This window comes from Paenibacillus sp. YIM B09110 (assembly GCF_037167145.1).
Classification (GTDB): domain Bacteria; phylum Bacillota; class Bacilli; order Paenibacillales; family Paenibacillaceae; genus Pristimantibacillus.
Window position 1 is genome coordinate 45563 of the sequence record NZ_JBANSP010000006.1, and the last position, 25692, is coordinate 71254.

General features: G+C 50.8%; 25 protein-coding genes. 5 read left to right on the top strand and 20 right to left on the bottom strand.

Translation table 11 applies throughout. The features are described from left to right. Nucleotides 1-8: 8 nt before the first annotated feature. Nucleotides 9-455, top strand: a complete 447-nt coding sequence (locus V8F51_RS11080) for a DUF1648 domain-containing protein (RefSeq protein ID WP_337100533.1) — start codon at nucleotides 9-11, stop codon at nucleotides 453-455. A 44-nt stretch (nucleotides 456-499) separates the two neighbouring features. On the opposite strand, the gene V8F51_RS11085 is transcribed toward V8F51_RS11080, so the two are convergent. The 4 genes from V8F51_RS11085 to V8F51_RS11100 form a co-directional block, all read right to left on the bottom strand. Beyond that, nucleotides 500-1294, bottom strand: coding sequence for a FlxA-like family protein (locus V8F51_RS11085; protein WP_337100280.1), 795 nt, complete (start codon nucleotides 1292-1294; stop codon nucleotides 500-502). A 329-nt stretch (nucleotides 1295-1623) separates the two neighbouring features. Continuing rightward, nucleotides 1624-2844 carry an MFS transporter gene (locus tag V8F51_RS11090; RefSeq protein WP_337100281.1) on the bottom strand — a complete coding sequence of 407 codons (1221 nt, stop codon included), beginning with the start codon at nucleotides 2842-2844 and terminating at the stop codon, nucleotides 1624-1626. A gap of 3 nt (nucleotides 2845-2847) precedes the next feature. Continuing rightward, nucleotides 2848-3975 (bottom strand): Gfo/Idh/MocA family protein, encoded by a 1128-nt coding sequence (locus V8F51_RS11095; protein ID WP_337100282.1) that lies wholly within the window; start codon nucleotides 3973-3975, stop codon nucleotides 2848-2850. Nucleotides 3976-4002: 27 nt separating this feature from the next. Next, nucleotides 4003-4800 carry a sugar phosphate isomerase/epimerase family protein gene (locus tag V8F51_RS11100; protein ID WP_337100283.1) on the bottom strand — a complete coding sequence of 266 codons (798 nt, stop codon included), beginning with the start codon at nucleotides 4798-4800 and terminating at the stop codon, nucleotides 4003-4005. A 215-nt stretch (nucleotides 4801-5015) separates the two neighbouring features. Here V8F51_RS11100 and V8F51_RS11105 point away from each other — a divergent pair, with 215 nt between their 5' ends. Both V8F51_RS11105 and V8F51_RS11110 read left to right on the top strand, forming a co-directional pair. Continuing rightward, entirely contained in the window at nucleotides 5016-5792 is a 777-nt protein-coding gene (locus V8F51_RS11105; protein WP_337100284.1) for a 3'-5' exonuclease, read from the top strand. Between the two features lie 55 nt (nucleotides 5793-5847). Then, entirely contained in the window at nucleotides 5848-6747 is a 900-nt protein-coding gene (locus V8F51_RS11110; protein ID WP_337100285.1) for a DMT family transporter, read from the top strand. Nucleotides 6748-7190: 443 nt separating this feature from the next. Here V8F51_RS11110 and V8F51_RS11115 read toward each other — a convergent pair whose 3' ends face one another. From V8F51_RS11115 to V8F51_RS11125, 3 genes are all read right to left on the bottom strand, one after another. Then, the gene (locus V8F51_RS11115; RefSeq protein WP_337100286.1) at nucleotides 7191-7619 is read right to left on the bottom strand and encodes a DUF6157 family protein; all 429 of its coding nucleotides are present in this window, start codon (nucleotides 7617-7619) and stop codon (nucleotides 7191-7193) included. Between the two features lie 241 nt (nucleotides 7620-7860). Further along, entirely contained in the window at nucleotides 7861-8607 is a 747-nt protein-coding gene (locus V8F51_RS11120; RefSeq protein ID WP_337100287.1) for an RNA polymerase sigma factor, read from the bottom strand. Nucleotides 8608-8741: 134 nt separating this feature from the next. Beyond that, nucleotides 8742-10142 carry an aldehyde dehydrogenase gene (locus V8F51_RS11125; RefSeq protein ID WP_337100288.1) on the bottom strand — a complete coding sequence of 467 codons (1401 nt, stop codon included), beginning with the start codon at nucleotides 10140-10142 and terminating at the stop codon, nucleotides 8742-8744. A 136-nt stretch (nucleotides 10143-10278) separates the two neighbouring features. On the opposite strand from V8F51_RS11125, the gene V8F51_RS11130 reads away from it, so the two are divergent. Next, nucleotides 10279-11043 (top strand): exodeoxyribonuclease III, encoded by a 765-nt coding sequence (locus V8F51_RS11130; protein ID WP_337100289.1) that lies wholly within the window; start codon nucleotides 10279-10281, stop codon nucleotides 11041-11043. A 208-nt stretch (nucleotides 11044-11251) separates the two neighbouring features. Here V8F51_RS11130 and murI read toward each other — a convergent pair whose 3' ends face one another. The 5 genes from murI to V8F51_RS11155 all read right to left on the bottom strand — a co-directional run bounded on the left by murI (nucleotide 11252) and on the right by V8F51_RS11155 (nucleotide 16931). Continuing rightward, nucleotides 11252-12040, bottom strand: coding sequence for a glutamate racemase (gene murI, locus V8F51_RS11135; protein ID WP_337100290.1), 789 nt, complete (start codon nucleotides 12038-12040; stop codon nucleotides 11252-11254). A gap of 129 nt (nucleotides 12041-12169) precedes the next feature. Then, nucleotides 12170-13927, bottom strand: a complete 1758-nt coding sequence (locus V8F51_RS11140) for a methyl-accepting chemotaxis protein (RefSeq protein ID WP_337100291.1) — start codon at nucleotides 13925-13927, stop codon at nucleotides 12170-12172. A gap of 113 nt (nucleotides 13928-14040) precedes the next feature. Then, on the bottom strand, nucleotides 14041-14664 hold the full coding sequence (locus V8F51_RS11145) for a hypothetical protein (protein WP_337100292.1): 624 nt from the start codon (nucleotides 14662-14664) through the stop codon (nucleotides 14041-14043). 207 nt (nucleotides 14665-14871) lie between these two features. Beyond that, nucleotides 14872-16071, bottom strand: a complete 1200-nt coding sequence (locus V8F51_RS11150; protein WP_337100293.1) for an MFS transporter — start codon at nucleotides 16069-16071, stop codon at nucleotides 14872-14874. Nucleotides 16072-16265: 194 nt separating this feature from the next. After that, nucleotides 16266-16931: a hypothetical protein gene (locus tag V8F51_RS11155; protein WP_337100294.1), complete on the bottom strand. Its 666-nt coding sequence runs from the start codon at nucleotides 16929-16931 to the stop codon at nucleotides 16266-16268. Between the two features lie 135 nt (nucleotides 16932-17066). Between V8F51_RS11155 and V8F51_RS11160 the strand changes: the two genes are divergently transcribed. Continuing rightward, nucleotides 17067-17417 carry a hypothetical protein gene (locus V8F51_RS11160; protein ID WP_337100296.1) on the top strand — a complete coding sequence of 117 codons (351 nt, stop codon included), beginning with the start codon at nucleotides 17067-17069 and terminating at the stop codon, nucleotides 17415-17417. Between the two features lie 228 nt (nucleotides 17418-17645). On the opposite strand, the gene V8F51_RS11165 is transcribed toward V8F51_RS11160, so the two are convergent. From V8F51_RS11165 to V8F51_RS11200, 8 genes are all read right to left on the bottom strand, one after another. Continuing rightward, nucleotides 17646-19499 carry an oligopeptide ABC transporter substrate-binding protein gene (locus V8F51_RS11165; RefSeq protein ID WP_337100298.1) on the bottom strand — a complete coding sequence of 618 codons (1854 nt, stop codon included), beginning with the start codon at nucleotides 19497-19499 and terminating at the stop codon, nucleotides 17646-17648. A gap of 18 nt (nucleotides 19500-19517) precedes the next feature. Then, a complete protein-coding gene (locus V8F51_RS11170) occupies nucleotides 19518-20402 on the bottom strand; it encodes an ABC transporter permease (protein WP_442956423.1) in 885 nt (294 codons plus the stop codon). A 48-nt stretch (nucleotides 20403-20450) separates the two neighbouring features. Continuing rightward, nucleotides 20451-21413, bottom strand: coding sequence for an oligopeptide ABC transporter permease (opp4B, locus tag V8F51_RS11175; protein ID WP_337100300.1), 963 nt, complete (start codon nucleotides 21411-21413; stop codon nucleotides 20451-20453). Between the two features lie 5 nt (nucleotides 21414-21418). After that, nucleotides 21419-22354, bottom strand: coding sequence for an ABC transporter ATP-binding protein (locus tag V8F51_RS11180; protein WP_337100302.1), 936 nt, complete (start codon nucleotides 22352-22354; stop codon nucleotides 21419-21421). After that, nucleotides 22341-23357 (bottom strand): ABC transporter ATP-binding protein, encoded by a 1017-nt coding sequence (locus V8F51_RS11185; RefSeq protein ID WP_337100303.1) that lies wholly within the window; start codon nucleotides 23355-23357, stop codon nucleotides 22341-22343. Before V8F51_RS11185 ends, V8F51_RS11180 begins: the two co-directional genes overlap by 14 nt. Nucleotides 23358-23697: 340 nt before the next feature. Beyond that, entirely contained in the window at nucleotides 23698-24084 is a 387-nt protein-coding gene (locus tag V8F51_RS11190) for a RidA family protein (RefSeq protein WP_337100304.1), read from the bottom strand. A 30-nt stretch (nucleotides 24085-24114) separates the two neighbouring features. Continuing rightward, on the bottom strand, nucleotides 24115-25482 hold the full coding sequence (locus V8F51_RS11195; protein WP_337100305.1) for an amidase: 1368 nt from the start codon (nucleotides 25480-25482) through the stop codon (nucleotides 24115-24117). Continuing rightward, on the bottom strand, nucleotides 25479-25664 hold the full coding sequence (locus V8F51_RS11200; RefSeq protein ID WP_337100306.1) for a hypothetical protein: 186 nt from the start codon (nucleotides 25662-25664) through the stop codon (nucleotides 25479-25481). The genes V8F51_RS11195 and V8F51_RS11200 overlap by 4 nt, the downstream gene beginning before the upstream one ends. Nucleotides 25665-25692: the final 28 nt, after the last annotated feature.

Sequence of the window (25692 nt, forward strand, 5' to 3'; positions counted from 1 at the left end):
AACGATGGATGGATTGGGTATGCATTTTAGTTCTGATATTTTCTTTCTTTTACATGCTTATCAAATGGACCAATCTCCCAACCACAATTCCTATCCACTTCAACGCCCGCGGCGAGGCTGATGGTTGGGGAGACCGGGTAACGCTTTTCATTTTGCCGCTCATCGCCCTTATGCTGTATGTCGGACTATCGCTGCTGCGGCGCATCCCCCATCATTTCAACTACATTGTGCCAATTACAGAACAGAACGCCGAAGCCCAGTATCGTCTATCCCTATTGCTCCTAAGTTGGATCAAGCTCGAAATTGTCGTCTTGTTCGGTTACATTCAATGGTCAACCCTTCAGCATACGGCTGGACTATCTTCGGGGTTAGGCATTTGGCTGCTGCCGGTATCGCTCGTCATTCTATTCGGCACAATCTTAATAGCCATTGTTCGAATGAGAAAAGCACGGTAACCGAAATAAAGCGGACACCGTCAACAACCGGCGTCCGCTTCTTTTTACACTCTTATATCGATCGATCGTCCCGATCTCCGCTCTTCCTTCTTCTCTTCCTCGGCGACAAGCTCTTCATAGGTCGAATCTTTAGCAGCCTCTTCCTCTTCCTCTTCTATCTTCGTTTCGTTTTCCACTTCTTCCGAAGCATCTGTTTCCTCTGCCTTATTGTCTTCCTCTCTTGCTTGCTCTACCGTTTTTCTAATATCCTCGTAGGCTTTATCGATTTTACCGTTTAATTTATCTAGGTTGCTTTCTATTTTATTAATCGTTTCCTGTTTGGCCTTAACGACGGTTTCTTCTAGGTTCTGTTTCATCGCGGACTTGCTTGCCGCATCGGCAGTCGTATTAATCTCCAATAAATGACGGTCGGAGCGAATGCTGTTTTTGAGCGTATCCGAATCCCGTTCCATTTGTCCTTTTGTTTTGTCCATCGCCTTTACCTGGTCGTAGTTGATACTTATTTTGATGACAACGTCCATGTCGCTCTGATTGCTAGCGGTTGTTTGATTTGGCTCTTTTTCTTCGTCTTTCTCCTGTTGCTTGCTTATTTGCTCCGCTCGAATTTGGCTGATCTGCGCTTCAATCTGCTGCATCTGCTCCCGAAGCGCATTGACCCGCTCCATTCGTATTTTACTATCCAGGTTTTTGTTTAGATTAACGGAATCAATTTGCTCGCTTAATTGCTTCGATTGCTTCATCAAGTCTGATACCCGTTTATCCGCAACACTCTTGTGATCATTTCCGTTTGCTGCCCGATATGACGATCTTCCTGCCGACTGACCCGATATTCTCTCCATAGTCGAACTCCTTCCAATGCTTTCGCTATAAAATCTCTTTATTTATCCATCGACATTACTTTTGGATTTATTTAGGAAAATACAAAAAAACCCGCTCCTTCAGCAGCCAAGCTGCTCAAGGAAGCGAGATTATATTTCAGTGCCATGCTTCCAGCTGTTCCGCCTGCTGCTCCTGCGCTTGGTGCGCTTCCATTAACCGAATCGTCTGATGAAGAATCACAGCGCCTTCTCCGCGCGTCAGCACATGCTGCAGATTGAAGTTCTGCTCTTCGTCGAGATAAACGATTTACGACAAAAGCTAACCGAAGGTTGCATGGGCTGAAAGTGGATTACCGTGATAACTGCGATGCTTCGGCAGTTGCCGATCCGCTCTTCGCATTCTCTTGCAGTCTTCGCACAAAAGCGTACAGCAAGGAGAACCCGATAATACCAAGTACAGACAACGCGCCGCAGATGAAGTACATGGACTGCGCTCCCGATTGCTCGAACATCAGGCCACCGATGAAGCCGGCTGCCATACCCGACAACCCTCCCCAAGTGAGCGCGTACACCGCTTGACCTGATGAACGCAGTTCGGCGGGCACCAATAATACAGTCAATTGCGTTCCGATGTAATAGAAGCCGCCGAATGTGACGCAGTGCAGCATTTGTATGAAAATGACCTGCATCGCGCTTGCCGCTCCCGCCATCAAGAACCATCTTAATGAGAACAGACAGCTAATAACGACGAGACAAAGCAGCATCGAGCGTACGTTACGCTTCAAATACCTGTCCAGCAGCAGGAAGATCGGAATCTCGAAGATCGACGATAGAAAGGCCGACCATCCGACCAGGCTTTCTCCTCCGCCCAATTCCTTAATATATAAGGCGACGAATGTCGTATTCACTGAGTTCGGAATCGACAACACTAATCCGACGAACAGGAAGATGAAAAATGCCCGGCTTGCGAATAAGGAGCGATAATTTACTTTGCCCGCTCTTGCACCCGAGTTCTTCGCCTCGCCGCGCGGCAGGGCGAAGGCGAAGACCAGCGAGAACAGCATCATAACGGTGTATATGATCCATAGACGTTCAATACCGATCTGACCGATGACCGGCCCCGCCGCTAGCGCCATAATGCCCCAGCCGAGTGAACCCCATAACCGGAAAGCCCCGAAGCTTTGATCGGTGCCCTCAATACTGTTCAATATCAAGGTGTTGCTCTGCGAGAACAACGGCATTTGGAAAAAGAAGAAAAGCAGCATTGACGCATAAATAAACGTATACGATTCGGATAGAAATACGAATTGCATAAGAATCATGCTGCCTGCTAACATCAAAATTAAAGTTAGACGCAAGTTCCGAAAGCGGTCGCTGACATATCCCCAGAACGGATTGGCAACAAGCGATACGATGGGTCCTCCCGCCATTAGAGCACCGATCTCAAGCGTAGACAACCCCATAGACTTCAAATATAGCGCAAAATAAGTGCTATAGATCGTTAAAGCGCCGTAAATGAAAAAATTGAATCCTTTAATCACACTGTAGGATTGCTTAACCTTCGTACCCATTCTTTATAAAGGAACGGCGGTTGACCTGGAAGATGCAATCACTTCCTCCGCCGTCACTTCCCGACCTAGTTGATCCGACAAATAGATGCCTTCGCTGATAAGCATCGTGCGCAGCGCAATATCGGCAGTCGGCAGCAAAGGAACTCTGCCTTGCAGCGCAGCAATCCAATGCGCCTGCGACGAATCATAAGCATCCTCATTGTCGCGAATACGATGCCAGCGCACGTCCATCATATCCAGGTCAAGCGTGCTGTCCATGTCCATATCGCACACCGTGTTATGGAAGGTAAACGGTCTTGTTCCCCCGCCTGCTTGTTCACTCGGCAAGCGGACTCCACCCTTTGATCCGGCGATGCTGCTGCCTTCGAAATCGCCCATATGCACGGCCCACGCCTCGATAATATCCAGCGTCAGACCGTCAGCGAACCGGACGAAACCCGTACCGAGCTCTTCGACGTCGAACCCGCTTTTCTCTCTCCGCTCCGGGAGCATATCGGTTTCCTGATAAAGCTTGCCCGTAACCCGCTCCACCGCGGGATTGCCGAGCAGATAAAGAATTTGCGCGATATGATATACGCCCATATCGAACAATGCGCCTCCCGCTGCCGTCTCCTTGCGAGTAAAATAAGGCGTGCCGTAACCGTCCACATAAGGACGGTTTCTCCGGCGGAAGCCGGTCGAACGCGCATGGTACAGCTTGCCAAGCATGCCGCCGTCGATCAGTGTCTTAGCAGCTTTCGTCTCCTTCTGATACAGCGTGAATAGTTGAATATGCAGTTGCTTGCCGCTTGCTTCAGCCGCATCGACCATCGCCTTGCCGTCCGCATATGTTCCTGCGATCGGCTTCTCGCAATAAACATGCTTGCCCGCTTCCAGCGCCGCTATCGTAACAGGGGCATGGAAGTTGTTGTGCAGACATACATCTACTGCATCTATGTCGTCACGTTGCAGCAGTTCACGGAAATCTGAATAAGCATGCGGAATGCCGTATTGCTCGGCCACTCGGCTGGCCTCAGCCAGATTAACGTCACAGACCGCAACGAGCTCCGCTCCCGGAATGCTGCTATATTTCTCAATATGCTGTTTGCCGATTTGACCTACGCCGATAATTCCGATACGGATGTTCGTCATCCTTGTTTCACCCTCCATAGTTGCATGTTAAGCTTCCGTCAGCAGTTTCTTCACCAAGCCGATCAAACGCTCGATTTCCGCGTACTGATTACCCTGCGCATTTTGTTCAATGCCCCAATAGCCGGTATAGCCCGCTGCCGCCATCATTCGAATCGTCTCAATCGCATCTTCTCTTGCGGCAGTCGCCGCGTCGAAATGGGTGTGGTATGCCCATGGCGCTACCAAACGGTCGCCATCCGCTTGATCAGCCTTCCAGCGTCCAAGATGAACGAGAAATCCGAACGCCGGATGGTCGACCGCTTCCGCGATCCGTTTCATTTCGCGCGGGAGAAGCGACGCTCCCATATGGTTTTCCGGACCAATCTTGAAACCATTGTCTGCCGCTACTTGAGAAAACTCCTTATAGCGCAAAACCGTATAGTCGAATTGCTCTTCGCTCATCGTTTCCCATTCCGTGTAACTGCCGCCTGTATCGATACGTACCGTCTCCGCGCCCATAATGATGGCTGCGCGCAAATGCGTTAGCGCGTTGTTATACAGCAGTTCCCGCATATGGGAATCAGGATCCCATAAATGAGCCCCGTCTACGGCGAAGTTAACGAGCCGCAGCTCACGCTCGTCCAAAGCCTCTTTTATTTTGCGAATATAACTCTCGTCCGCGAGTTTCATAATCGGTTTGCTCTCGCGATCGATGAAGAAGCCGTTCCACAAATCCGCCGCGTCCAAGCCGTAGCGATATTTGATCGTCTCCAAATAACCGAATACATCCATCTTGCCTTCCAAATACGTGTTATTGAATGAATAGCCGCCGATCGAAATGTTCATCGATAATTCACCCCGTCATTGATGGATAATGGATAAGTTGCCTACGCATTCATTATAAACCTGCAGCGCATAGCCACTCGGTGCACGATCCTCTTTTACAGGGGGAAATTTCTATTTCTTAGAGCCTATCTTCTCGCCCATAATTTCAATATTACTGTATAGCAGCCTTTTCTGTTAAAATGGGAATCACGAGCATAGAACGGGGGACACATACTTTGGATTACATTATATTGGACATTGAATTTAACGGCCGCAAATTCGCGAGCGAGCTTCCTATGGAAGTGATCGAGATCGGCGCGGTACGTCTAGATGAGAACCTGCGGTTCAAGGATGAATTCTCATCGCTAATCAAGCCTGTCTACTTCTCCAAATTAAATAGCTTCATTAAGAAGAAGACCGGCATTCCGCAAGAGGACATCGACACAGCTGAGGGCTTCAAGGCCGTCATAACCAGATTCAACGACTGGTTGAAGCAAAGCGATGATCTGTTGCTGTTCACTTGGGGCGGAGAAGATATGAAGCGAATCGTGCTTGATACTCGGATGCATAAGCTCGATGACGGTTTCTGGACAAGCCTCTATTATTACGACCTGCTTAAAGGCTACTTGCGCTTCCGGAATGTAACGAACGACGTCAGTGTCGAGACGGCGCTTCAAGAGCTGGACATTACGGCGGAAGGCTCTGCCCACCGCGCGCTTGATGATGCAAGAATGACCGGCGAGGTGCTTCGCAAAATTATTGCCCATTTGGATATGGACCTGAAGCAGCAATACAAGGATATGCACACGAACGCCAAGGAACGCCGGCTCGTTAAGAACGCGATTCGCTCAATGATTCAGCGCAAGGCGCCTACGGAATGGGAAGTGCTCATGGAGCATTTTCTGAAGGACAAGATCGTACTGACAGATGAGAAGAAAGTCGCGGAGCTTCAGCAGTATTTTGCCGCTGAGGTGGAGAAGGCGAAGCAACCAAAGACAAGCCAAAATGTGTAATGGACTTTAATAGAGCAAGTACCGCACTAGCAATAGCATCGGAGAATCGACTATCATGACTGACATCGCACTAGCAAAACCAATATCGCGCAACGCCATCTACGATCTTTTATATATCGTTGGTATTATTGCCATATCGTTCTCATCTATATTCGTTCGGTGGTCAGAGGCGGACGTCGCGGTCATCGCGATGTACCGGCTGTACTTGACCAATTTGCTCATGCTCCCATTCGTATGGAAGTACAGGCATGAATTCATGCGGCTTAGCGCTCGGCAATGGCGCTTGCTCGCCTTATCGGGCGTCATGCTTGGCGCTCATTTCCTGCTATGGATGGCTTCGCTTCGCCTCACAACCGTTGCCAGCTCCACCGTCTTGCTGACCCTTGAACCGCTGCTCGTCATGCTCGGCTCGTACTGGCTGTTCCGTACGAAGGCGAATCGAATGATGCTTTGGGGACTCGGGATTGCTTTAATCGGTTCGATTCTCATTGGAGCAGGCGACTTCAGCCTCTCGGGCGACGCCTTGCTTGGCGATGTATTATCCATGCTTGGCGCTGCTGCAGTTGCTGTCCATATGCTCGTCGGCAAGCAGCTGCGGAATGAAATAAGCGCCTTCGTCTACAACTTTGCTGTCTTCTTTCTTGCCGCGACATCGCTTGCTTTGTACAATGTCGTGTTAGGCAACCCATTTACCGGCTACAGCGGACGCGAGTGGGGGTTGTTCCTGCTGCTGGCCATTGTACCAACCCTATTCGGCCACTATCTATTCAACTGGCTGCTCAAATATATGAACGCCGCAGCTGTATCCATGGCTGTACTCGGCGAACCAGTCATCTCCTCGCTGCTCGCTTGGTGGCTGTTGAAAGAATCGTTGTCGGCTTATCAGCTCGCCGCCGGCGTCTTCATTCTCTTCGGCGTATGGCTGTTCATCCGGCATGGTAAAGAGAAAACATAATGGCTTAATTATCCGAATACAAGTAGATTGGCATTGGCACACGTCAGCAGGAGCCCCTTACATTGGTTATATTGGAAATAGAGCTGGATTTTAGCTCTATTTTACTTCATCACACCCGAATTTAGTGGAATAGCGCTAGTTTTTAGCTTTATTCTGACGGAAATATCGCCATATGCGGTCCATACTGATGGTACAGTGGAAAATAGCGCTAAATTCTATCCCTATTTACTCAAATACACTAAAATTTTCGGAATAGAGCTTATTTCTAGCTCTATTCGTAAGAATCGTGCCCTATCGATCTTTCGCTACAGAACAATCAAACCACCGCATTAGCTCGATTTCATGAAGCTAATGCGGTGGTTTTAACTTTTACGAGCTGAAACTGCCTTTTAGTTCGACTAAATTCCGCTATTGGCATAATCGTTTTCATTCTGCCGTCTATCTCACTTTCCTCTGCTGCTCCGCATCGCCGCTACAACCTTCAGTTCGCCATTCTCATTCTCGATGTATTGCTGATAGGCCTCCGACTCCTTCGGAATCAGCGCCAGCTTGCCGGCACCGTCGAAATGTATGCCCCAGCCGTACTTCTTCGGCAGCATGGATGCGCGCAGACAAGCCTGCGATTTGCCGAAAAAACCATCCCATAACTCCTGACGTCGTTCCTCCAGCTCTTCATCCGCTATCTGCTTATGCCGCACATGCACTTCAAAGAGCAGCTCCTCTTGCGTATATTGATAAGGCTGCCCTGCCGCCAGCTCGTACTCCAGGCTGGGCTTTGTCCTGCCGTCCTTCTTATCAGGCGGGATGATCCCCGTCTCTGCCGGGCAATCCGCCGCCACCGTTATGAACGTATTATAATAATTCATATTCATTCCAATAACCCCTCCGCTTATTCGATTAGCGCATGCTGCTTCTGTTCGATCGGCGTAACTTCAATAAGACAGATCATATGGCCATCCGGATCGAATGCATCGAATAGACTATGATGATTCCACGGAGATTTTTAACCGCCATCGCTATCGCTCCTCTAATATCCTATTATGGTTAGACCTACATGAAATAAACGTATGCCGATTCAAAAACCAAACAGAGCACCAAATAAATCTCTAACAATTAGCCCGTCACCATAAATCGATTTCCATCCGGGTCAGTAAAGTGAAAATATATTTTGCCGCCAACAAGCCGAACATTGCTGACGAAAGCTTGCTGCTGTACCAGACCCCGATAGGAAAGGCATATCGCCTTCGCATCCCTTCTTCGGAACGCTTCAACCAATGCCTCGAAGTCCAGCCGCCCGAATTCAGCTTGCTCAACCTTCGTCCGCTCCGGGACACTTCCGCTTCTATCGAAAGAAAGCTGGCTTGCCAGCTTCTTCAGTCTGGCTCGCGCACGGCCGAGCGTGACCTGTACCGCTCCTTCAGCTGCGCCGATCATCTTTCCCGTCTCCCTGGCCGTAAACCCGAACGCATCCATGAGCAGCAAAATAACGAGTGCGCGAGGGGATAGCCGGTCAGCTAACGTCTCCAGAAGCTCCCGCGTCTCCAGCCGCATATCCGGCTCGCCCCTATCAAGTCCAGCGGCTTCAAGAGCCTCTAGCCGAATCGAGCCTTGCTTTCGCTTCTTATCCCGCCATGCGTTAAGGGCGATTCGATACATATATGCATTGGTAATCTCACGAGAGGGCTGTATCTCCACAGCCTTGAAGAGCTTAAGCAGGACCTCCTGCCTCAAGTCCTCAGCCTCCCAGGTATCCCCCGTTATCCGCACACAATATCGATAGATTCGATCTTGCAATTGCCGAGTATTCAAGCTGCTGAATCCAAGACTCTCCTCCAATTGCGACTCTCTCCTCATTTCCATTATTACCAATTAGTATAGTATAAGCGAATCCTATCGGGTATCCTTTTCTTCATCACCTAGGACGCGTCTGTCTAATAACAATAAGAAGCCGGAATGCTCTTTACGAGACCTTTCCGGCTTCTTATCAATCCAATCTATTTCAGCAGCTTACGCAACCACTTCATCTTATCCTTATAGGGCGGGTATGGCAGTTCAATGCTGATCCTCGTGCTTTTCTTCAAAATGCTTTTTTTATGCGAGAACAAGTCGAAGCTGTACTTGCCGTGATAACCGCCTAGGCCCGAATGACCAATGCCTCCGAACGGCATATAGGCGCTCGATACATGCATAACCGTGTCGTTCACGCAGCCGCCGCCGAATGATACGCGCTCAAGCACCTCGCGCTCCACCGCTTTGCTCTCCGTGAATAAATAAAGCGAAAGCGGCTTCGGACGATCAATAATTTGCGTGATCGCTTCTTCCAATTGCCGGAAAGGCAATATAGGCAGGATCGGCCCGAAGATTTCTTCCGACATCGCCGCATCGTCCCATGACTTTGCCGCAAGCAGAGTAGGTTCGATATAGAGATCAGCCTTGTCTACTCCGCCGCCTGCAATGACATTCGCACGATCCTGATCGATTATTGCAGCCAAGCGGTGAAAATGCCGTTCGTTCACGATGCGCCCAAAGTCCGGGCTTAATCCAGGATTGGCGCCATAAAATGCGGCTATCGTTTCTTTCATTTTCATAACAAGCGTATCTTTAACATCCTCATGGACGAGCACATAATCGGGCGCAATGCAGGTCTGCCCCGCATTCAGCAGCTTGCCCCAAATAATACGTTTGGCCGCAACATTCAGATTAGCCGATGAATCAACGATAACCGGGCTTTTCCCGCCCAGCTCAAGCGTTACCGGAATCAACTGCTTAGCGGCCGCTTCCATGACGATTTTACCGACAGGCACGCTGCCTGTGAAAAAAATATAATCGAAGGACGCCGCCAGCAAAGCGCTCGTAACCTCGCGTTCTCCCTCGACGATACGCACATATGCCTCATCGAATGTCTCGGTAATGATACGCAGAAGCGCCGCCGATACGTTAGGTGTCATCTCTGACGGCTTAAGCACGACGCAGTTGCCTGCGGCAATGGCTCCGATCAGCGGTTCGATGCACAAGTATACCGGATAGTTATAAGGGCTTATAATCAAAACCGTACCGTAGGGCTCACTTAATATCCGGCTCGTGGACGGCATGAGAAACAGAGGCGTCTTCACCTTCTGAGGCTTCGCCCAGCGCTTCAGATTGTTCATCGTATAGCGAATACTATCGAGAACTAAACCAATCTCTGTCGCGTATGCTTCCATCTCGCTTTTGCGAAGATCCTTATATAACGCATCGAATAGCAGCCTCTCATTTCGAACGATCGCATCCTTCAGACGCCCCAGCTGCTCCAACCGAAAAGCAACGCTCCTCGTAGCTCCACTATGGAAAAAAAGGCGATGCTCCTGTACGATTCGATCCGTATCCAATTCCACGACGGTCTTGCTCTGCACCATACGACAATCCTCCTATTCCGAACCTGTTCTGTTAGCTTCATCATACTACAAGTGTCTGCTAGACTAAAGCGATTTCAGCGCCACTTATGTTATACTAGGGCAAAGCAACAATCGCACGGTAAGGAGCGCACTCATAATGAAACTAATATCTTGGAATGTTAACGGCCTGCGGGCTTGCGTAGGCAAAGGATTTATCGATTACTTCAACGAAACGGATGCGGATCTGTTCTGCATTCAAGAAACGAAGCTGCAAGAGGGGCAAATTAAGCTGGAGATCGGCGAGCGCTATCATCAGTTTTGGAACTATGCCGAGAAGAAGGGCTACTCGGGAACAGCGATATTTTCCAAGCTGAAGCCGCTCTCCGTCCGCTATGGGTTGGAAGAAAACGAGGAGTTCGAGGGGCGCGTCATTACGCTTGAATTTGAGCAATTTTACTTAGTGAATGTGTATACGCCTAATGCAAGACGGGACCTATCTAGGCTGGATTACAGACTGGAGTGGGAGGAACGCTTCCGCGCCTACTTGAAGCAGCTCGACGAGTCGAAGCCCGTCATCGTATGCGGCGACTTGAACGTTGCCCATCAAGAGATTGATCTGAAACATCCGAAGCCGAATATGGGCAACTCCGGCTTCACAGCCGAGGAACGCGGCAAGATGACGACGCTGCTAGACAGCGGCTTCGTTGATACGTTCAGACATTTCTACCCCGACCTTAGCGACGTCTATAGCTGGTGGTCCTATATGCCGAAAGTACGGGAGCGGAATGTAGGCTGGCGTATCGACTATTTCCTTGCTTCAACAAGGCTTGTTCCGCAGCTTGCGGATGCACAGATTGACTGCCAAATTATGGGCAGCGATCATTGTCCGGTTGTGCTGAATGTGAATGGGCTGGAGCAATGAGAAAAACTCCTGTCGAAGTAATTCGAGGGTGAGCGACCTACAAGTTTGCGTAGCAAACTCGCTTCGGAAGCAAAGAAGTTTTTATCGCCAATCTGAATGTCTTCTTTACGCTTTATCGCTGTAAAGCACTTAAACATTCTGATGTGGTAATAAAATAGGCCGAGTGAAGCAAGGACGCTTATGTCCGCTTCGCTCGGCCTATTCTCTTTTACAGCTCCGTCGTCATGTACTGCTCCTGATAGAAGTTTAAAGCGGAACGCATTTTGTCGAGATAAGCTTCCTCTCCGCCCGTACACATGAATCTTACGCTGCCGTTTCCATGTCTTGCCGCTATGCCGAACCGATTCATTAGCGCCGTTAGCCGCTTAATCGTTCCTACATTGCCATCAACGATCTGAATATGGGGCGGAAGCACCTGTCTTAGGATAGAGCGGTAGAACGGATAATGCGTGCAGCCCAGCACGATAATGCCGTATTGGTTCAAATCATAACCTGCCAGCTTGCCACGGAAATACTCTCGCATCAGTTCCGTATCGAACTGCAAGCTTTCGCAATAGCCGACGAGCTCAGGCAGCGGCAATGAATCGACAATCCCCTCTTCGTCCACACGGGACACGAGCGCATAATATTTAGGCATCTGCAGCGTGAGCGGCGTCGCGAATACGAGTACCCGCTTGCCCGTAGCCCGATTCATCTCAACCGCAGGCTTAACAGCCGGTTCCATTCCTACGATGGGGAATGAATATTTCTCGCGAAGCTCCGCTACCGCAATGCTTGTCGCTGTGTTGCATGCAATGACAAGAGCATCAACTCCTACATCTACCATCGACTCGATCGCATCAACAATATAGGTTCTTACCTCTTCCATTGGCTTCGTGCCGTAAGGAACGTGAAGCGTATCGGCCATATACAAATAATCGTTGGCGGGAAGGCGCCGCAGCGCCTCCGATAATACCGTTAACCCGCCAATACCCGAATCAAAAAAACCAATCGTCATAGGTTATCTATTCCTAACGTATGTAGTGAGAAAAACATCTACAATCTAGTATCTCTCCCAGCATAGCGCGACTTGCCTCAGTAGGCAAGAACAGAGTCTTCCAGCGAGACTCTCGCGCTAATAGCCCGACTATACTTTTACTTGCGAGATTGCCTCTCTCATGCGCGATGTATTGCTTTTCAGCTCGATGGAATCGTCATATACCTTCTTAATCATTTCCAGCTGCAGCTCCGTCAGCTCTTGAATTTGCTTGGTCTGCTCCGATACGCCACCGGCCACGCCGGCCATAGTGCTTACGGTAGCCGCCACCTCTTCCGAGCCTGCGGACATCTGCTCTACCGTCGAAGATACTTCCATAATTTGATCGGTCACGAGATGGAACGCCGAGACGGCATGAATGAAGGCCTGCTCCGCCTCCTGCGACAAGCGCGCCCCCGCCCCAATCTCCGAGGCAGCTCTATCCATCTGTTCACTGATTCGGCCCGTCTCTTTGCTAATATTCCCGAGCAGCGCTGTCACTTGCCGTACCGTTACATCTGATGCCTCGGCAAGCTTCCTGACTTCCGCCGCAACAACGGTAAAACCGCGCCCATGCTCGCCTGCTCTCGCTGCCTCGATCGATGCGTTAAGCGCGAGCAGCTTCGTCTGATTGGCAAATTCGCTAATTGCGCCTAACGAGCCCTCGATCTCGCTCGTGTAATGCTGTAGAGATTTCGCAATACTCAACGTCTCTTGCGCCGTCTCGGATATGCTAAGCATTTGCCTGTTCATTTCATTAATGGTCGTCTGACCGGATTGCGCCGTATGCAGCGCCTGTACCGCGGCATCCGATACGGTTGCCGACGACTCCGATATTCGAATTATACCTTGTGTCATTTCCTCCATGGCAACGGCATTGTCCTGAGCGCTCTGCGTTTGGGCATAAGCGCCTTCATGAATATGACGAATGGATCCGCTCACACTCTCGCCCATCGTTAAGATTTGGTCCGCATGGCTGGAGAAGGTCTCGGAAGAATAGGCGACAACATCCGATGTGTGTGCGATTTTGGAGACGATGTCGCCGATCTTATCATTCAGATGACCCGACATGAGCAGCATCGCCTCGTACGCGCTGCCAATCTCATCGATTGACTTCACGGGATGCGCCAGCAGCATTCGATTCGCTTCCGCAAGATCGCCCGTCGCCATCTTGTTCGCGCTCGCCGTAATCGTCTGAAGCGGCCGAAGCGTTCTCGCGATGAACCACATAATAACGCCAAGCGCAGCTAGAGCAAGGAGCAGCATGGCCGCATATAACGGTATGCTATCCTTCGTTACTTCGTTCGTAAGCTGATGCAGAACGGAAGCATCGGTATCAATGCCAAGCGCTCCGATGAACGTACCGTCTGCAGCCATCATGGGTACGAATGCAGATATGTATGTCCCGTATTCCGGATTATCAATAAGATCAGAGCTGGCAGCTTGTCCATCCAGCACAAGCTTGATAGCCGATGCCGGCATATCGGTAACTTCATTAATTGGCGATGCAAGCGGATCGCCCTTCGGTCTTCCGTCTATAAGCAGCAGCGGATCCTTATCCGCCTCCACCTTCACGAAATAGACGTAACGCGCGCCAATGGACAGCCGGAATCGATCAAGCTCCTCGCGGAGCTTCCAATACCGTTCATTTTCCTGTGGATCCTGGATAAAATCGGCGTAGCTGTCGACATCAACCTGCGTCACGTAATTTTGTGCGATATTCATGTTGTAGGTACTAATCGCACCTTCTACCGCCGTGCCTGTGTTGTGCAGTTGAATGGCGCTATTGCCTGCAACGATGAGTACAATAACTGCCGCCATTACGACCAAAATCCGGCCAATCAGCTTTCTGCGAAACCAGTTAATCATGCTGTTTTCCCTCTCCTGCTCTGAAGTACGATAGTGGGTTTGCTTTCTCCAAATAGAAATTCATTCGATGAATTTCGACAAATGGCATAAAAACCCTCTTTTTAGCGAGCAGATTATTCCATAGCAACTGTAGCAGCCTTAGCCGGCTTTATCCGATTCGCAAGCGCCCAGCGGACTTTATGCTCATCAAGCAGCGGATAGTCGTACAAAAGACCTTCGTAAACAGCTTCCATTTCGATGTGCTGACGGAAATCATCAGGCGTCACTGTTCGGGATGGACGCTCCCATAGCTCTCGACCGCCTCCGTTCAGCGCCTCAGCCACGAATTGCGAGCAGAAATACGCATACCGGGGATTATAATCAACCTTTAGCAAAATACTAATAACACCGAGCAGATTATAACGGTAATCGTCCTTATTCTGAGCTAGGTTAGACACAAATTGCTTTATCTGTGAATACTGCTTATCAGTCACGCTCAAGCGGAGCAGCGTGCAGCTAGTCCCTGGATGACTGCGATATACGCCATCGTACACGTTCTCTCTGACGAAACCCGCCAGCAGCGGACTGTTCGGATTCTTGCGTCCGAAGCTGTATACTTCGTTAAGCTCCGCGTCAAACGCTAGCGATGCATGATTATAGGGAGCGCCGGTAAACGCCTTAATGAGTCTCGTGAACAGCGTACCCGTATTCGTCAACAGCACATAAATATTTTTATTTGGACCCTGGCATTGTTCCACCGCGCTCGCCTCTTCTCATTCATAGGATGAAGTGCGCCGGTTCTTGCCTCCTGCGCTCTATTTGCTATGAATATACCAGTGCCCTCCCCGCGCGAATAGTACCAACTATGTGTAGTACCTGATGCTAAAAATTAAAAAGAACAGGACTGCCGCAGCTCTCATGATCTGCCTCGTCCTGTTCTCTTATGCCGCTTTGTTGTTTATAGTCTAAGCTGTCTCGCCAGCTTGCTTCAGTTCCAGCCTGTAGCTGATCGCCGTTAAGGCAAGTCCGCCTATCGTCACAATCGCCGCGATCCACGGCACATGATGTAGGCCAATTCCGTTCACGGCAAGACCGCCTATAATGGCTCCTCCCGCATTGCCAAGGTTGAAGGCCGATTGATTAGCCGTAGAAGCCATCGTCGGTGCGTCCTTCGCCATATCCATTATGCGCATTTGCAAGCCGGGCACGATCAGAAACGAAGCTATGCCCCATATAAATATCGTAATGACCGACATCACTTTGTTGTCCACCGCGAAGAAGAAGATGAACAGCATGACGGCTAGAAACCCGAGACAGGCTATCAAAGCCGGCATTAACCGCCAATCGGCCAGCTTGCCGCCAACCAAATTACCGACCGTCATCCCGATCCCGAATAAAATAAGGATCCCCGTGACATATTGTTCGCTAAAGCCGGTAATTTCCTGCAGCAGCGGATCGATATAAGTGAATGCCGTGAATACGCCGCCGAACCCGAATACCGTTACGAAGAAAGCAAGCAGCACCTGCTTATTGCCGAATATCCTCAATTCCTTGCCAATGCTTACTTTGCGGTTATGCGGCACTTTCGGCACGAACAACAGAATTCCCGCCACAACTAGAAATCCAAGAACGGAGACGATGCCGAAGGTCGAATGCCAGCCGTATTGCTGACCGATATAAGTGCCAAGCGGAACGCCAATAATATTGGCAACCGTAAGCCCCATGTACATCAATGCGATAGCGCTAGCCCGTTTCTCCGGGCTTACGAGTCCAGCTGCGATTACCGAGCTGACGCCGAAGAACGTGCCGTGCGCAAGCGACGTAAGCACTCTCGCCACCATAAGCACCGAGTAGCTAGGCGCGAGAGCCGCAAGCGCGTTGCCTGCTATGAAAATGACGAGCAAGGCGCAGAGCAGCTGCTTGCGCGGCATGCGAAGTGTAAACACGGTCATAATCGGACCGCCGATTGCTACGCCCAGCGCATAACCGGTAATCAGCTGACCGGCGCTGGCGATCGAAATATTCAAGTCCTGCGCAACATTGGTCAACAAGCCCATAATGACAAATTCGGTCATTCCGAACGCGAAGGTGCCGAGGGTTAGCGATAACACTGCGGCCATGATTGATCCCGCAGGTTTTGTCCCCTGCTGGACAGTATGATTCATCTGCATATCCATATCCGTTTGCTTCTCTCTCTCTTTTCTATTTTCTAATATAAGTAGTCGTTATTGCACCTCTGTCTTTTTAAGCACAACTTAAGTATGATAGCTTACAACTTGCTACTTTGGCAACTGAACATAGGACTGTAATAATATAAAAAAAGATAGCCCGGTATCCCGGACTATCCCCCAACTTATCCTTATTGCTTGCGATTTCTTCTCACCCACATAATCATTACCGCGGCAATGAGCAGCACCGAAGCAGCTATTAACGCATAGTTGATTGAACCTGTACGAACAGAAGCTGTTTCGTCATCTGCCGCCGTATCTGGCGGTGCTGCGCCATCTGCGCTTAACGGCAACTCGGTTTGCTCGTTCTTTTCCTTCTTAACGATCAGCGCAATCGGCTTCGGCTGTTTTCCTTCTCCAAGCGCCTTCAGCTCCTCGCCTGCCGCGGATATCGGTTTCGTCATATTGCATAGGGTCGTATGAAGCGCACCCTTGTTGTCATACGCCGATACGATGTATTCAGTACCTTCTACGAAATTCTCAATGCCGCAGCTTGCCGAGCTAAGCGCCGTATACACTGCCGTACGCTCCTGCACGTCGCCTTTCCACACCTCGGATACCTCGAACTGCACCTCAACCGGATCGGCGGACGACATGATTTCCTTCTCTGGAGGCGGCTTCACCGTAAGCACTTTACCCGCGAAGATCGCGGTGCTCCGCTCCATTTCTTCCTTCACTTGCGACTCTCCGGATTGCGCCATAGCGCACGAGCATGCGAATACTTTGGCTGGCTTCACGACCCCTATGCAAAATAATACGGCTACAGCAACAATAACCGCCGCTAGCTTCTTGTTCAATCCAATCACCTCAAACTATCAGACGGCGCTTTTCCGTTATATGTTTCACGCTAATCTCTGCGATACCCTGATGATTATGTTAAAATAATAAAACATGAAAAGTGACTGACCTTTATAGCCGAGAGGAGATCAACGATGAAATACAACATAACGATTCGCCTGCATCAAGACTGGCTGGACACGGTAAGGGAAATCTTCCGCGGATCGGGACATCCGCTGCCTGAGGAACTCAGCGACCATGAAGTCACGGTTGCTTACTATAGCCAAACTGCTTCATCCGATGAAGAAGCGGAGCAGCAAAGCATCGCCAACACGGAACGGCTGAAGGAAATCGAACAAACGATTGTCGCTAACTTCGAGAGCATCATCCTTCCGGATATTAGAAGCCGTACTGGCTATGCAGGCGACGAATTCACCTTCCGCTGGATCTACCAACAGGGCGAGCATATCATCGAGGAGTATTCTGAATATCGGATTCCTCTATAACCGATTGCCGAGTTGTTCTAAAATAGAGGAAATTCCTCCTGCTAATTACGCCGGATATCACCTGTTCCAGGGATAAGCAGCGATAATAACGGGAGAATATCCGTCTATATCTTGAATACTACCGAGAAGAGCCATATTAACGGTATATATTCCTGTTATTTCGTTCAAGAGAATAAAACGCCGGCCTCTCCACGAATGGAGCAGGCCGGCGTTCTTCATAACGGCTTATTACTCGGCAACAAACGGCTTATCCTGCGACACTGCAACCTGGTACAAATAAAGATCCGTTCCGTCGCCGATCGCATAGTTGAGTACGCGTTTGTTGACAGGCACGAGCACCGAGCGGTACAGCGTCGGGAATACCGGAATTTCTTCTACCATTAATTGCTGCCATTCTTTATAAATGTCTTGGCGCACTTTGACGTCGAACGCTTCCTTCGACAAGCCCTTCTTAAGCAGTTCGTCCTGCTTGTCGCTCGCGTAACGCGGGAAGTTGTAGATCGCTTCGCGTCCGTACAAGCCTGATGGATCGACGTCGATGCCAACCGCCCATGCGCCTTGGTACACGTCTACCTTCGGATCGTCCTCGCCGTTAGCGCCGACACGGTCATAGAACGTATTGAACTCGACCATCTCCAGGTTCACATTAAGCCCGATTGCCTTCCACGATTGCACATAATATTGCGCAAGCGGCTCAGCAATGTCGCCCCCAGTCATGGAGATGAAGTTAATGACCAGCTCGCTTCCATCCGGATTCGTGCGGAAATCGCCGTTTTTCTTATAACCGGCATCGTCCAATATTTTGTTAGCCAAATCCACATCGTACGCTAAGCCCGCATTCGACGAATCGTGATATTCCGGATGGGACGGCGGAATAAGCGTTGTTGCGTTCCAGCGCAAGCCGTGGTAGAACTGCTTGCCGACCTGATCGTTGTCGACCGCATGCCACATCGCCTTGCGGAGATTAATATCGGCCATCTTCGCTTTTGGGTTAGGCACAACCTTGCCGCCCTCCGCGTCCCATGTGCCAAGCTTAAAGCCGATGTACGTATAGGCGCGGTCAACATTGCCGAGGAACTCGACGTTCGACATGCCCGCATTGTCCGGGTATTGATCAACAGGGAACGAGTCGACGAGATCTACGCCGCCGCTCTCGAGCTGCTGTACGATTGTCGTTGGATTAATGACTTTCAGCGTAACCTTCTCGAGTCCAGGCTCGCCGCGCCAGTAGTCCGCGTTTTTCGTATACACGACCGATTCGCCTGGAACGATGCTCTCCACCTTGTACGGACCGAAGCCGATCGGCTTCTCGCGCACCTCAGGCGATGCGGACATCTTATCGACAGGAATGCTTTGGAAAATATGCTTAGGCAGCGGAGACGTCCATATCCCGCCCGTCAGCAAGGACGGTGTTGATTCGATATACGTAATCTTGAGCTGCTTGTCGTTAATGACTTCGATGCCGGAAATCTTATCAGCCTTGCCTTCGTGATACTCGTTCATGCCGACAATATTCGTAAACGTGGAATCGTAGCGGGGTCCGTCGTACTTCGGATCGCCGATGACGAGATGCGCGAACTCCCAATCCGCGGCCGTTACCGGCTTGCCGTCATGCCAATTCACGTTGTCGCGGATCGTGAACGTGAATGTGCGGCCATCCTCCGACACCTCGTACGTGGCTGCGCCGTTATTCGTGAAGACGTAGCTTTCGTCCCAAGTCAGCATCGACTCATCGAACCAAGCAAGCACTTGCGAATCGGGATCGCCCGAGTAAAAGACCGGATTAAGAGTGCCTTCGAACGGCGTATCGGATACAAGGCCGAACGTCAGCGAGCCGTTCTCGATCGCCGTGCCTTCGTTTTTCTTCACGTTGCTGAAATCCTCTATGGAGTATAGTCCGTCATCGGGCTCCGGCGTTGCTTCCTTCACTTCCTCCGTAGGGGACGGCTTGTTGCTGCTATCCGCCGGGGTCGGCTCGTTCTTCTCGTTCCCGTTGCCGGATGAACAGGCTGCAACAAATACCAACAGCGCGAGCAGCATCGGAAGCAATGCCAACCTTGTAGATCGTAACCTCTTCTTCATAACAACTTCTCCTCCTCGTCATCCTTTTCTTTGTCTTGCGTCCGTCGCCCGCTTAAGCGCTTGACCGACGTTATTTATACACAACATCAGAACCAATATAAGGAACGATGCGGGTAACCATATCCACCATCTCGACTCCAGCGTCTGCGGATCTCGCGCATAGCTGACGAGCGTTCCGAGACTCGGCGTACTCTCGGGAAATCCGAAACCGAGGAAAGACAAGCCGGATTCGAGTCCGATATTGGCCGCCAAGTTAAGAGTCATCGTCACGATGATGATCGAGCTTAAGTTGGGCAGCACTTGCGTCATCATAATTTTCATAGGAGAGGAGCCAAGCGTCTTGGACGCCTGCACGTAATCCAGCTCTCTCTCCTGCAGCGCCTTGGAGCGTATGAGCCTTGCAATGCCCATCCATAGAAAAGCCGTCATAATAAGCGAGAAGGAAATAATGCTGTACTTGGGCACTGCCGTTACGAAAGCAATAACGATCATAAGCGTAGGCAGGATCATGAAAAAATCGACGAAACGCATGAAAATGTTATCGACAGTGCCGCCGAAGTAACCGGATACGAGACCGATCAGTACCCCGATTAACCCCGTGAGCAACGTGACAATAATGCCGATCGACAAGGAATTGCGAGTGCCGATAATGAGCTGGCCGAATACATCGCGTCCGCCGTAATCGGTACCTAGCCAATGCTCGGCCGAGGGCGGCTTCTTAAGCGCGAATAGATCGATCGATACGATCTGCTCTTGATCCAGCACGAAAGAGACCCCATAGACAAGCGCGATCACCAGCACCAGGAAGAGCAGCGATACGAACGCCATTCGGTCCCGAATGAGCTCGCGCCACACAATATTCCAGCTCGAGGGGCTTCTGTTCTCCAAGCTTGCATGCGATATATTGGCGTATGTCTTCCTCAATAGGCCCACCCCTATGCACGTTGGCTGTTATTTGATCCGAATGCGCGGATCAACGACACTTAATGTGATGTCAGACAGTAATGCACCGATGATCGACGCAGCCCCGTACAGCAGCACAAGCGCGGTAACGACGCTGAAGTCGCGCAGCGAGATCGAGCTGAGGAACAACTCCCCCATGCCCGGATAGCTGTAGATGCTCTCTATGAATACGGTGCCGCCGATCAGGCCCGTAATCTCGTATCCGAAGAATGCGGCGATAGGCAATAATGAATTTCGCAAAATATGCCGGTTATACACGCGCGACTCCGACGCGCCCTTCGCTCTTGCCGTTACGATGAAGTCCTTCTGCTTCGTGTCGATAATCTCGCTCCGCAGCAGCTGTACCGTCGTGACCGTCGTAATAAGCGCCATAGACAAGGCCGGCAGCAGCAAATGATAGAACTTGCTCAGCACGTATTCCAGCGTCCCCGGCTTCATGCCTGGCTCGACGCTCCCGCCGGTCGGGAACCATCCGAAATGAAAACCGAATACCCATAGCATTAACAAGGCGAATATGAATAGCGGCGCTGCGAAACCCAAGTACGTATAACCCGTTATGAAGCGATCCGCCCATGTATCGTTGTAGCGGCCGCTCGTAATGCCAAGCGGAATGGCGATCAAATAAGTCAGAATCAGCGTAACAATCGACAGCCAAATCGTATTCATCATCCGCTGCCCAATTAGATCGGAGACCGGCATCTTGAAGCGGAACGATTGGCCAAAGTCGCCTTGGAACGCTTTCGTAATCCAATCCCAGTATTGAACCTGCCACGGATTATTAAGCCCGAGCCTCTCTCTCTGCGCCTCCATCGCCGCCGGATCAATGCTCGGGTCGATCAAACCCGTCAAAGCGTCTCCCGGCATCGCCTTGGCCATTAGAAATACGAGAATGCTCAGCAAGATGATTTGGGGAACCATAATAATCATTCTTCGCGCAACTGTCCTCCACATCGCTCTCAACCTCTCTCAGGCAACGCCGCTAGATGTGTTTGCGTAATCGGCTGCAAGGGCAAGGCAAGTCCCTCATGGTCAAAATAGGTGTCGTACGCTTTCTCGTATTCCTCCCTAACCGCCTCGCGATAAATATGCTGCTTGTCTCGCTGCGTAGGATCGATGTTCGGAATAGCCGTAATAAGACGTTTCGTATAAATATGCTGCGGGTTGTCGAAAATATCGGCCGTTGTTCCCTGCTCGACGTAACGGCCCTTGTACATAATGCCGATATGATTGCACATATGACGAATAATGCCGAGATCATGGCTGATGAGCAAATAGGTAAGCTTCATCTCCTGCTGAATATCCTTCATGAAGTTCAGCACTTGAGCTTGCACCGATACATCCAGCGCCGACACCGGCTCGTCGGCAATAACAAGCTTTGGTTTCAGAGCAACCGCTCTCGCAATCCCGATCCGCTGCCGCTGTCCGCCCGAGAACTCATGCGGATATTTGTAGATCATTTCCGGACTCATGCCGACCTGCTCCAGCAATTGCTGGACGCGAAGCTTCTCTTCCTTCGGCGACAGCCTCTCGAAGTTTCGCAATGGCTCCGCAACAATATCAAGCACGCGTTTCTTCGGATTCAACGACGAGTACGGATCTTGGAAAATCATTTGAATATCTCGGCGAACGTCGATATGGCTTCTCCGGCCGCCTTTCGCCAGATCATAACCCTCGAATAACACGTTGCCCGACGTGATCGGATTAAGCCCGATAATTGCCCTGCCGGTCGTCGTCTTACCGGAGCCGGATTCACCGACGAGTCCGTAGGTTTGACCTTGCTCGATCGTTAGACTTATCCCATCGACGGCCCGCACTAGCGGAATCCGCTTGTTAAGAATGCCGCCGCGGCTCGGAAAATGTACTTTAAGATCTTTTACTTCAAGAAAGGACATGTGTATCGTTCGCCTCCTTCTGATTAGGGAAGTGAAACGACTTATAGCAGGTGCATCTGACGTAATGCCCGGGAGCAATTTCGTGCATGGTTGGATCGTCTTCATGCGCGGATGCATCGATCCACGGAATGCGTGAGCGGAAGCGGCAGCCTTGCCGCGGAAGATTTTGCAGGGAAGGCACGATCCCTTGAATGACATGCAGTCTGGATTGCGCTTCTTTGGAAGTAGGAATCGATTGGAGTAAAGACCTGGTGTAGGGGTGCTTGGCCCCGGATAGGAGCGTGTAGATATCTGCGATTTCGACGATTTGGCCTGCATACATAACGGCCACGCGATCGGCCATCTCAGCGACGACGCCAAGATCATGCGTAATTAATAAAATGCCGGCTTCGCTTTCATTCTTCAGCTTCTTGATTAACTCGAGGATTTGCAATTGAATCGTAACGTCAAGCGCAGTCGTGGGCTCGTCGGCGATGAGCAACTGGGGTTCATTGGCGACCGCTATGGCAATAACCACCCTCTGCCTCATCCCGCCCGACAGCTCATGAGGAAACTGTCCGTAGGTATGCTCGGGGCTAGGTATCCCGACTCTCCTTAACAGCTCCATTACCTTTATTCGCCGTTCGTTCCGGGAGAGCTTCGGTTGATGGAGCAACAGCGCTTCTTCGATCTGAGCGCCTATGATCATAAGCGGATTGAGCGCGGACAGCGGATCCTGGAAGATCATCCCGAACGCCTTGCCGCGAAGCCGATTCAGCTTGGCCGGAGGCAATTGGGCGATATCTTGTCCCTTATACTTAATGCTGCCGTCAATCCTCGCTCTCGTATGAAGTCCCATAATAGAGAAAGCAAGAGCGCTCTTGCCTGAGCCGGATTCACCAACAATAGCAACGATCTCGTTCTTGCCGATCGTAAGCGATACGTCGTCAACGGCTGCATAATAATCGTCGGCGATGCGGAATGAGGTAGTGAGATTTTCAATGGCTAGCAGCGTATCACTCAACAGAATCCCCCTATCGACGAGTTTCTTTGTTCTAAATATTCTGATTATTCAGATAATAATTAATAACATTAAATATCGTTATTCCGTCAGCATGATGTCCCTCTTATTTGCACCATATGTTAATACTTGGTTAATAAGTTGTCAAGACTTTATTAAGCCAGTTAATGATAGTAGATTATACCGCTTAGCCCTATGATTATTTATTAAACCTTAATTAATATAAACCCAATTAATGATTACTCTATCATTCCGCTGCCGATTATGGCAGATGGCTTTTTACCTAAATGAGCAATAGGGATGCAGACCCTTGATCAAGGTTCCATCCCTATCCTTGCGCTTGCTATTCGCCGCGCTTCGAAGGCGCGTATGCCAATACTTCCATCTCTATTAAATAGGGTCCAAGACCGCTGAATACCGTAATTCGGGCGGGATGCGGCGCCGCTATCATATCCTCGTATACAGCATTATAAGCATCTTGGTCTTCGGTGCTTGCCAAATGCGTCGTCACCTTGACGATATGATCCAGCGTTAACCCCGCCTCCTGCAATATCGCTTCAATGTTCCGTATGCATTGCGCTGTCTGCTCCCGTATGTCACCGAGCGGCTCTAGCGTCTGCGGATTAACACCGACTTGTCCAGCCACGTAGACAAGGTCGCCTGCGCGCACCGCATGCGAGAATGGCAGCGGGAATTTTGGCGCCTTGTCCGATGTAATGATCGTCGTCATATTTTATTTCCTCCTTGTTATGAACCCCGTCTACAGTCCTATCGGGGCGCTCTGAAGATGCCATGAAGTTGCTTGTTGGTATTGATGCCCGATCGCAAGCAGCGTCTCTTCACCCATTAGCGGCCCGGCCAGCTGCATGCCGATTGGCAGCTGCCTAGAAGAGTCGATGCCGATCGGCACCGTCATCGCAGGCAGCCCCGAATTCGTGAACGGTCCGTTGAACATCGGACTGCCCGTCTTATAGCCTGGCAGCGCCAGCGTTGGCGTCGATGGCGTAAGCAAAGCGTCGATCTCGCCGAAGAGACTCATCATTTCATTGCGGAACACGCTTCGGACACGCTGAGCATGCAAGTAATCGACTGCGCTTAGCTCGAAACCAAGCTCCAACTGCTCTCGCATCGACGGCCCGTAATAATCGGCTCTAGTTTTGTACGTTTCCATATGGTACGCCGCCCCTTCGGCGCGCATCGTCATTCGGTGCGCGGCGACAGCCTCCTTCATGCATGCCGGCAGCTTAACCTGCTTGAACCGGATGCCCATCCCCTTCAGTACCTCGACAGCTTGTGCGACCGCTTCGCCGATAACCGGCTCCTCTGCCTCGAAGAACGTATCCGGCAAGCCTACCACCAGCCCTCTTACATCTCGCCCAATCGCTCTAGTGAAGCGCGGCGGCTCTCCCTGCAACGTGGAAGAATCGCGTCCATCGCCACCCGCCAGCGCTTCAAGCGTAATTGCCGTATCCTCGACCGTTCTTGTAAAGGCCCCGAGATGATCGAGGCTCCAGCTTGCCGTGAACACGCCGTACCTGCTGATGCGGCCGAAAGTCGGCTTCATGCACGTTAGTCCGTTGTACGCAGCAGGCCGGATTAATGATCCGAACGTCTGAGTGCCGAGCGTGAAGGCGGCCATGCCGGCCGAAACGGCAGCCGCCGATCCCGAGCTGGAGCCTCCAGGCGTATGCTTCAAGTTCCACGGGTTCCGCGTAGGCGGCTCCCCTCCTTGATATGCATATTCGGTTGTCGTCGTCTTACCGAGCAGGATGGCGCCTGCGTTGCCGAGCCGATCGATAACGGCTGCATTCGTACCCGGCACGTAATCGCCGTCCACCTGCGAGCCGCCGGACGTTCTTATGTGCGCCGTGCGAATAATATCCTTCGCGCCGTAAGGAACGCCATGCAGCGGACCTAGATAGCGACCCGACATGAGCTGGCGCTCAGCCTCCTTCGCCGCTTGCATCGCATGGTCGGCCGCTACCGTAACCCAAGCTTGCACCTTCCCGTCTACCGCTTCAATGCGGGACAAATACGCTTCGGTTAACTCAACGGGCGACACCTTCTTAGCTCTAATGGAGGCTGCGGCTTCCGATATTGTAAGTTCATGCAGTTGTGTCGATATCATCGGCCCGCGCCTCCCCTATAGGTCGTATAAGGCGCAACCTGGTCGTCCATCCGGAAGGAGCGGAGAAGCTTAAGCTCTTCTAGAAAGCTTTCCTTCTCCTCGCCCGTTACGAGACCGCTTCTGTACCTGCTCCTTTCCGACTCTAGAAAGGCTTTATATTCCGCTTCCTGCTGTACACCCATGACGATCAGGGCTCCTTTCTATGCTTAT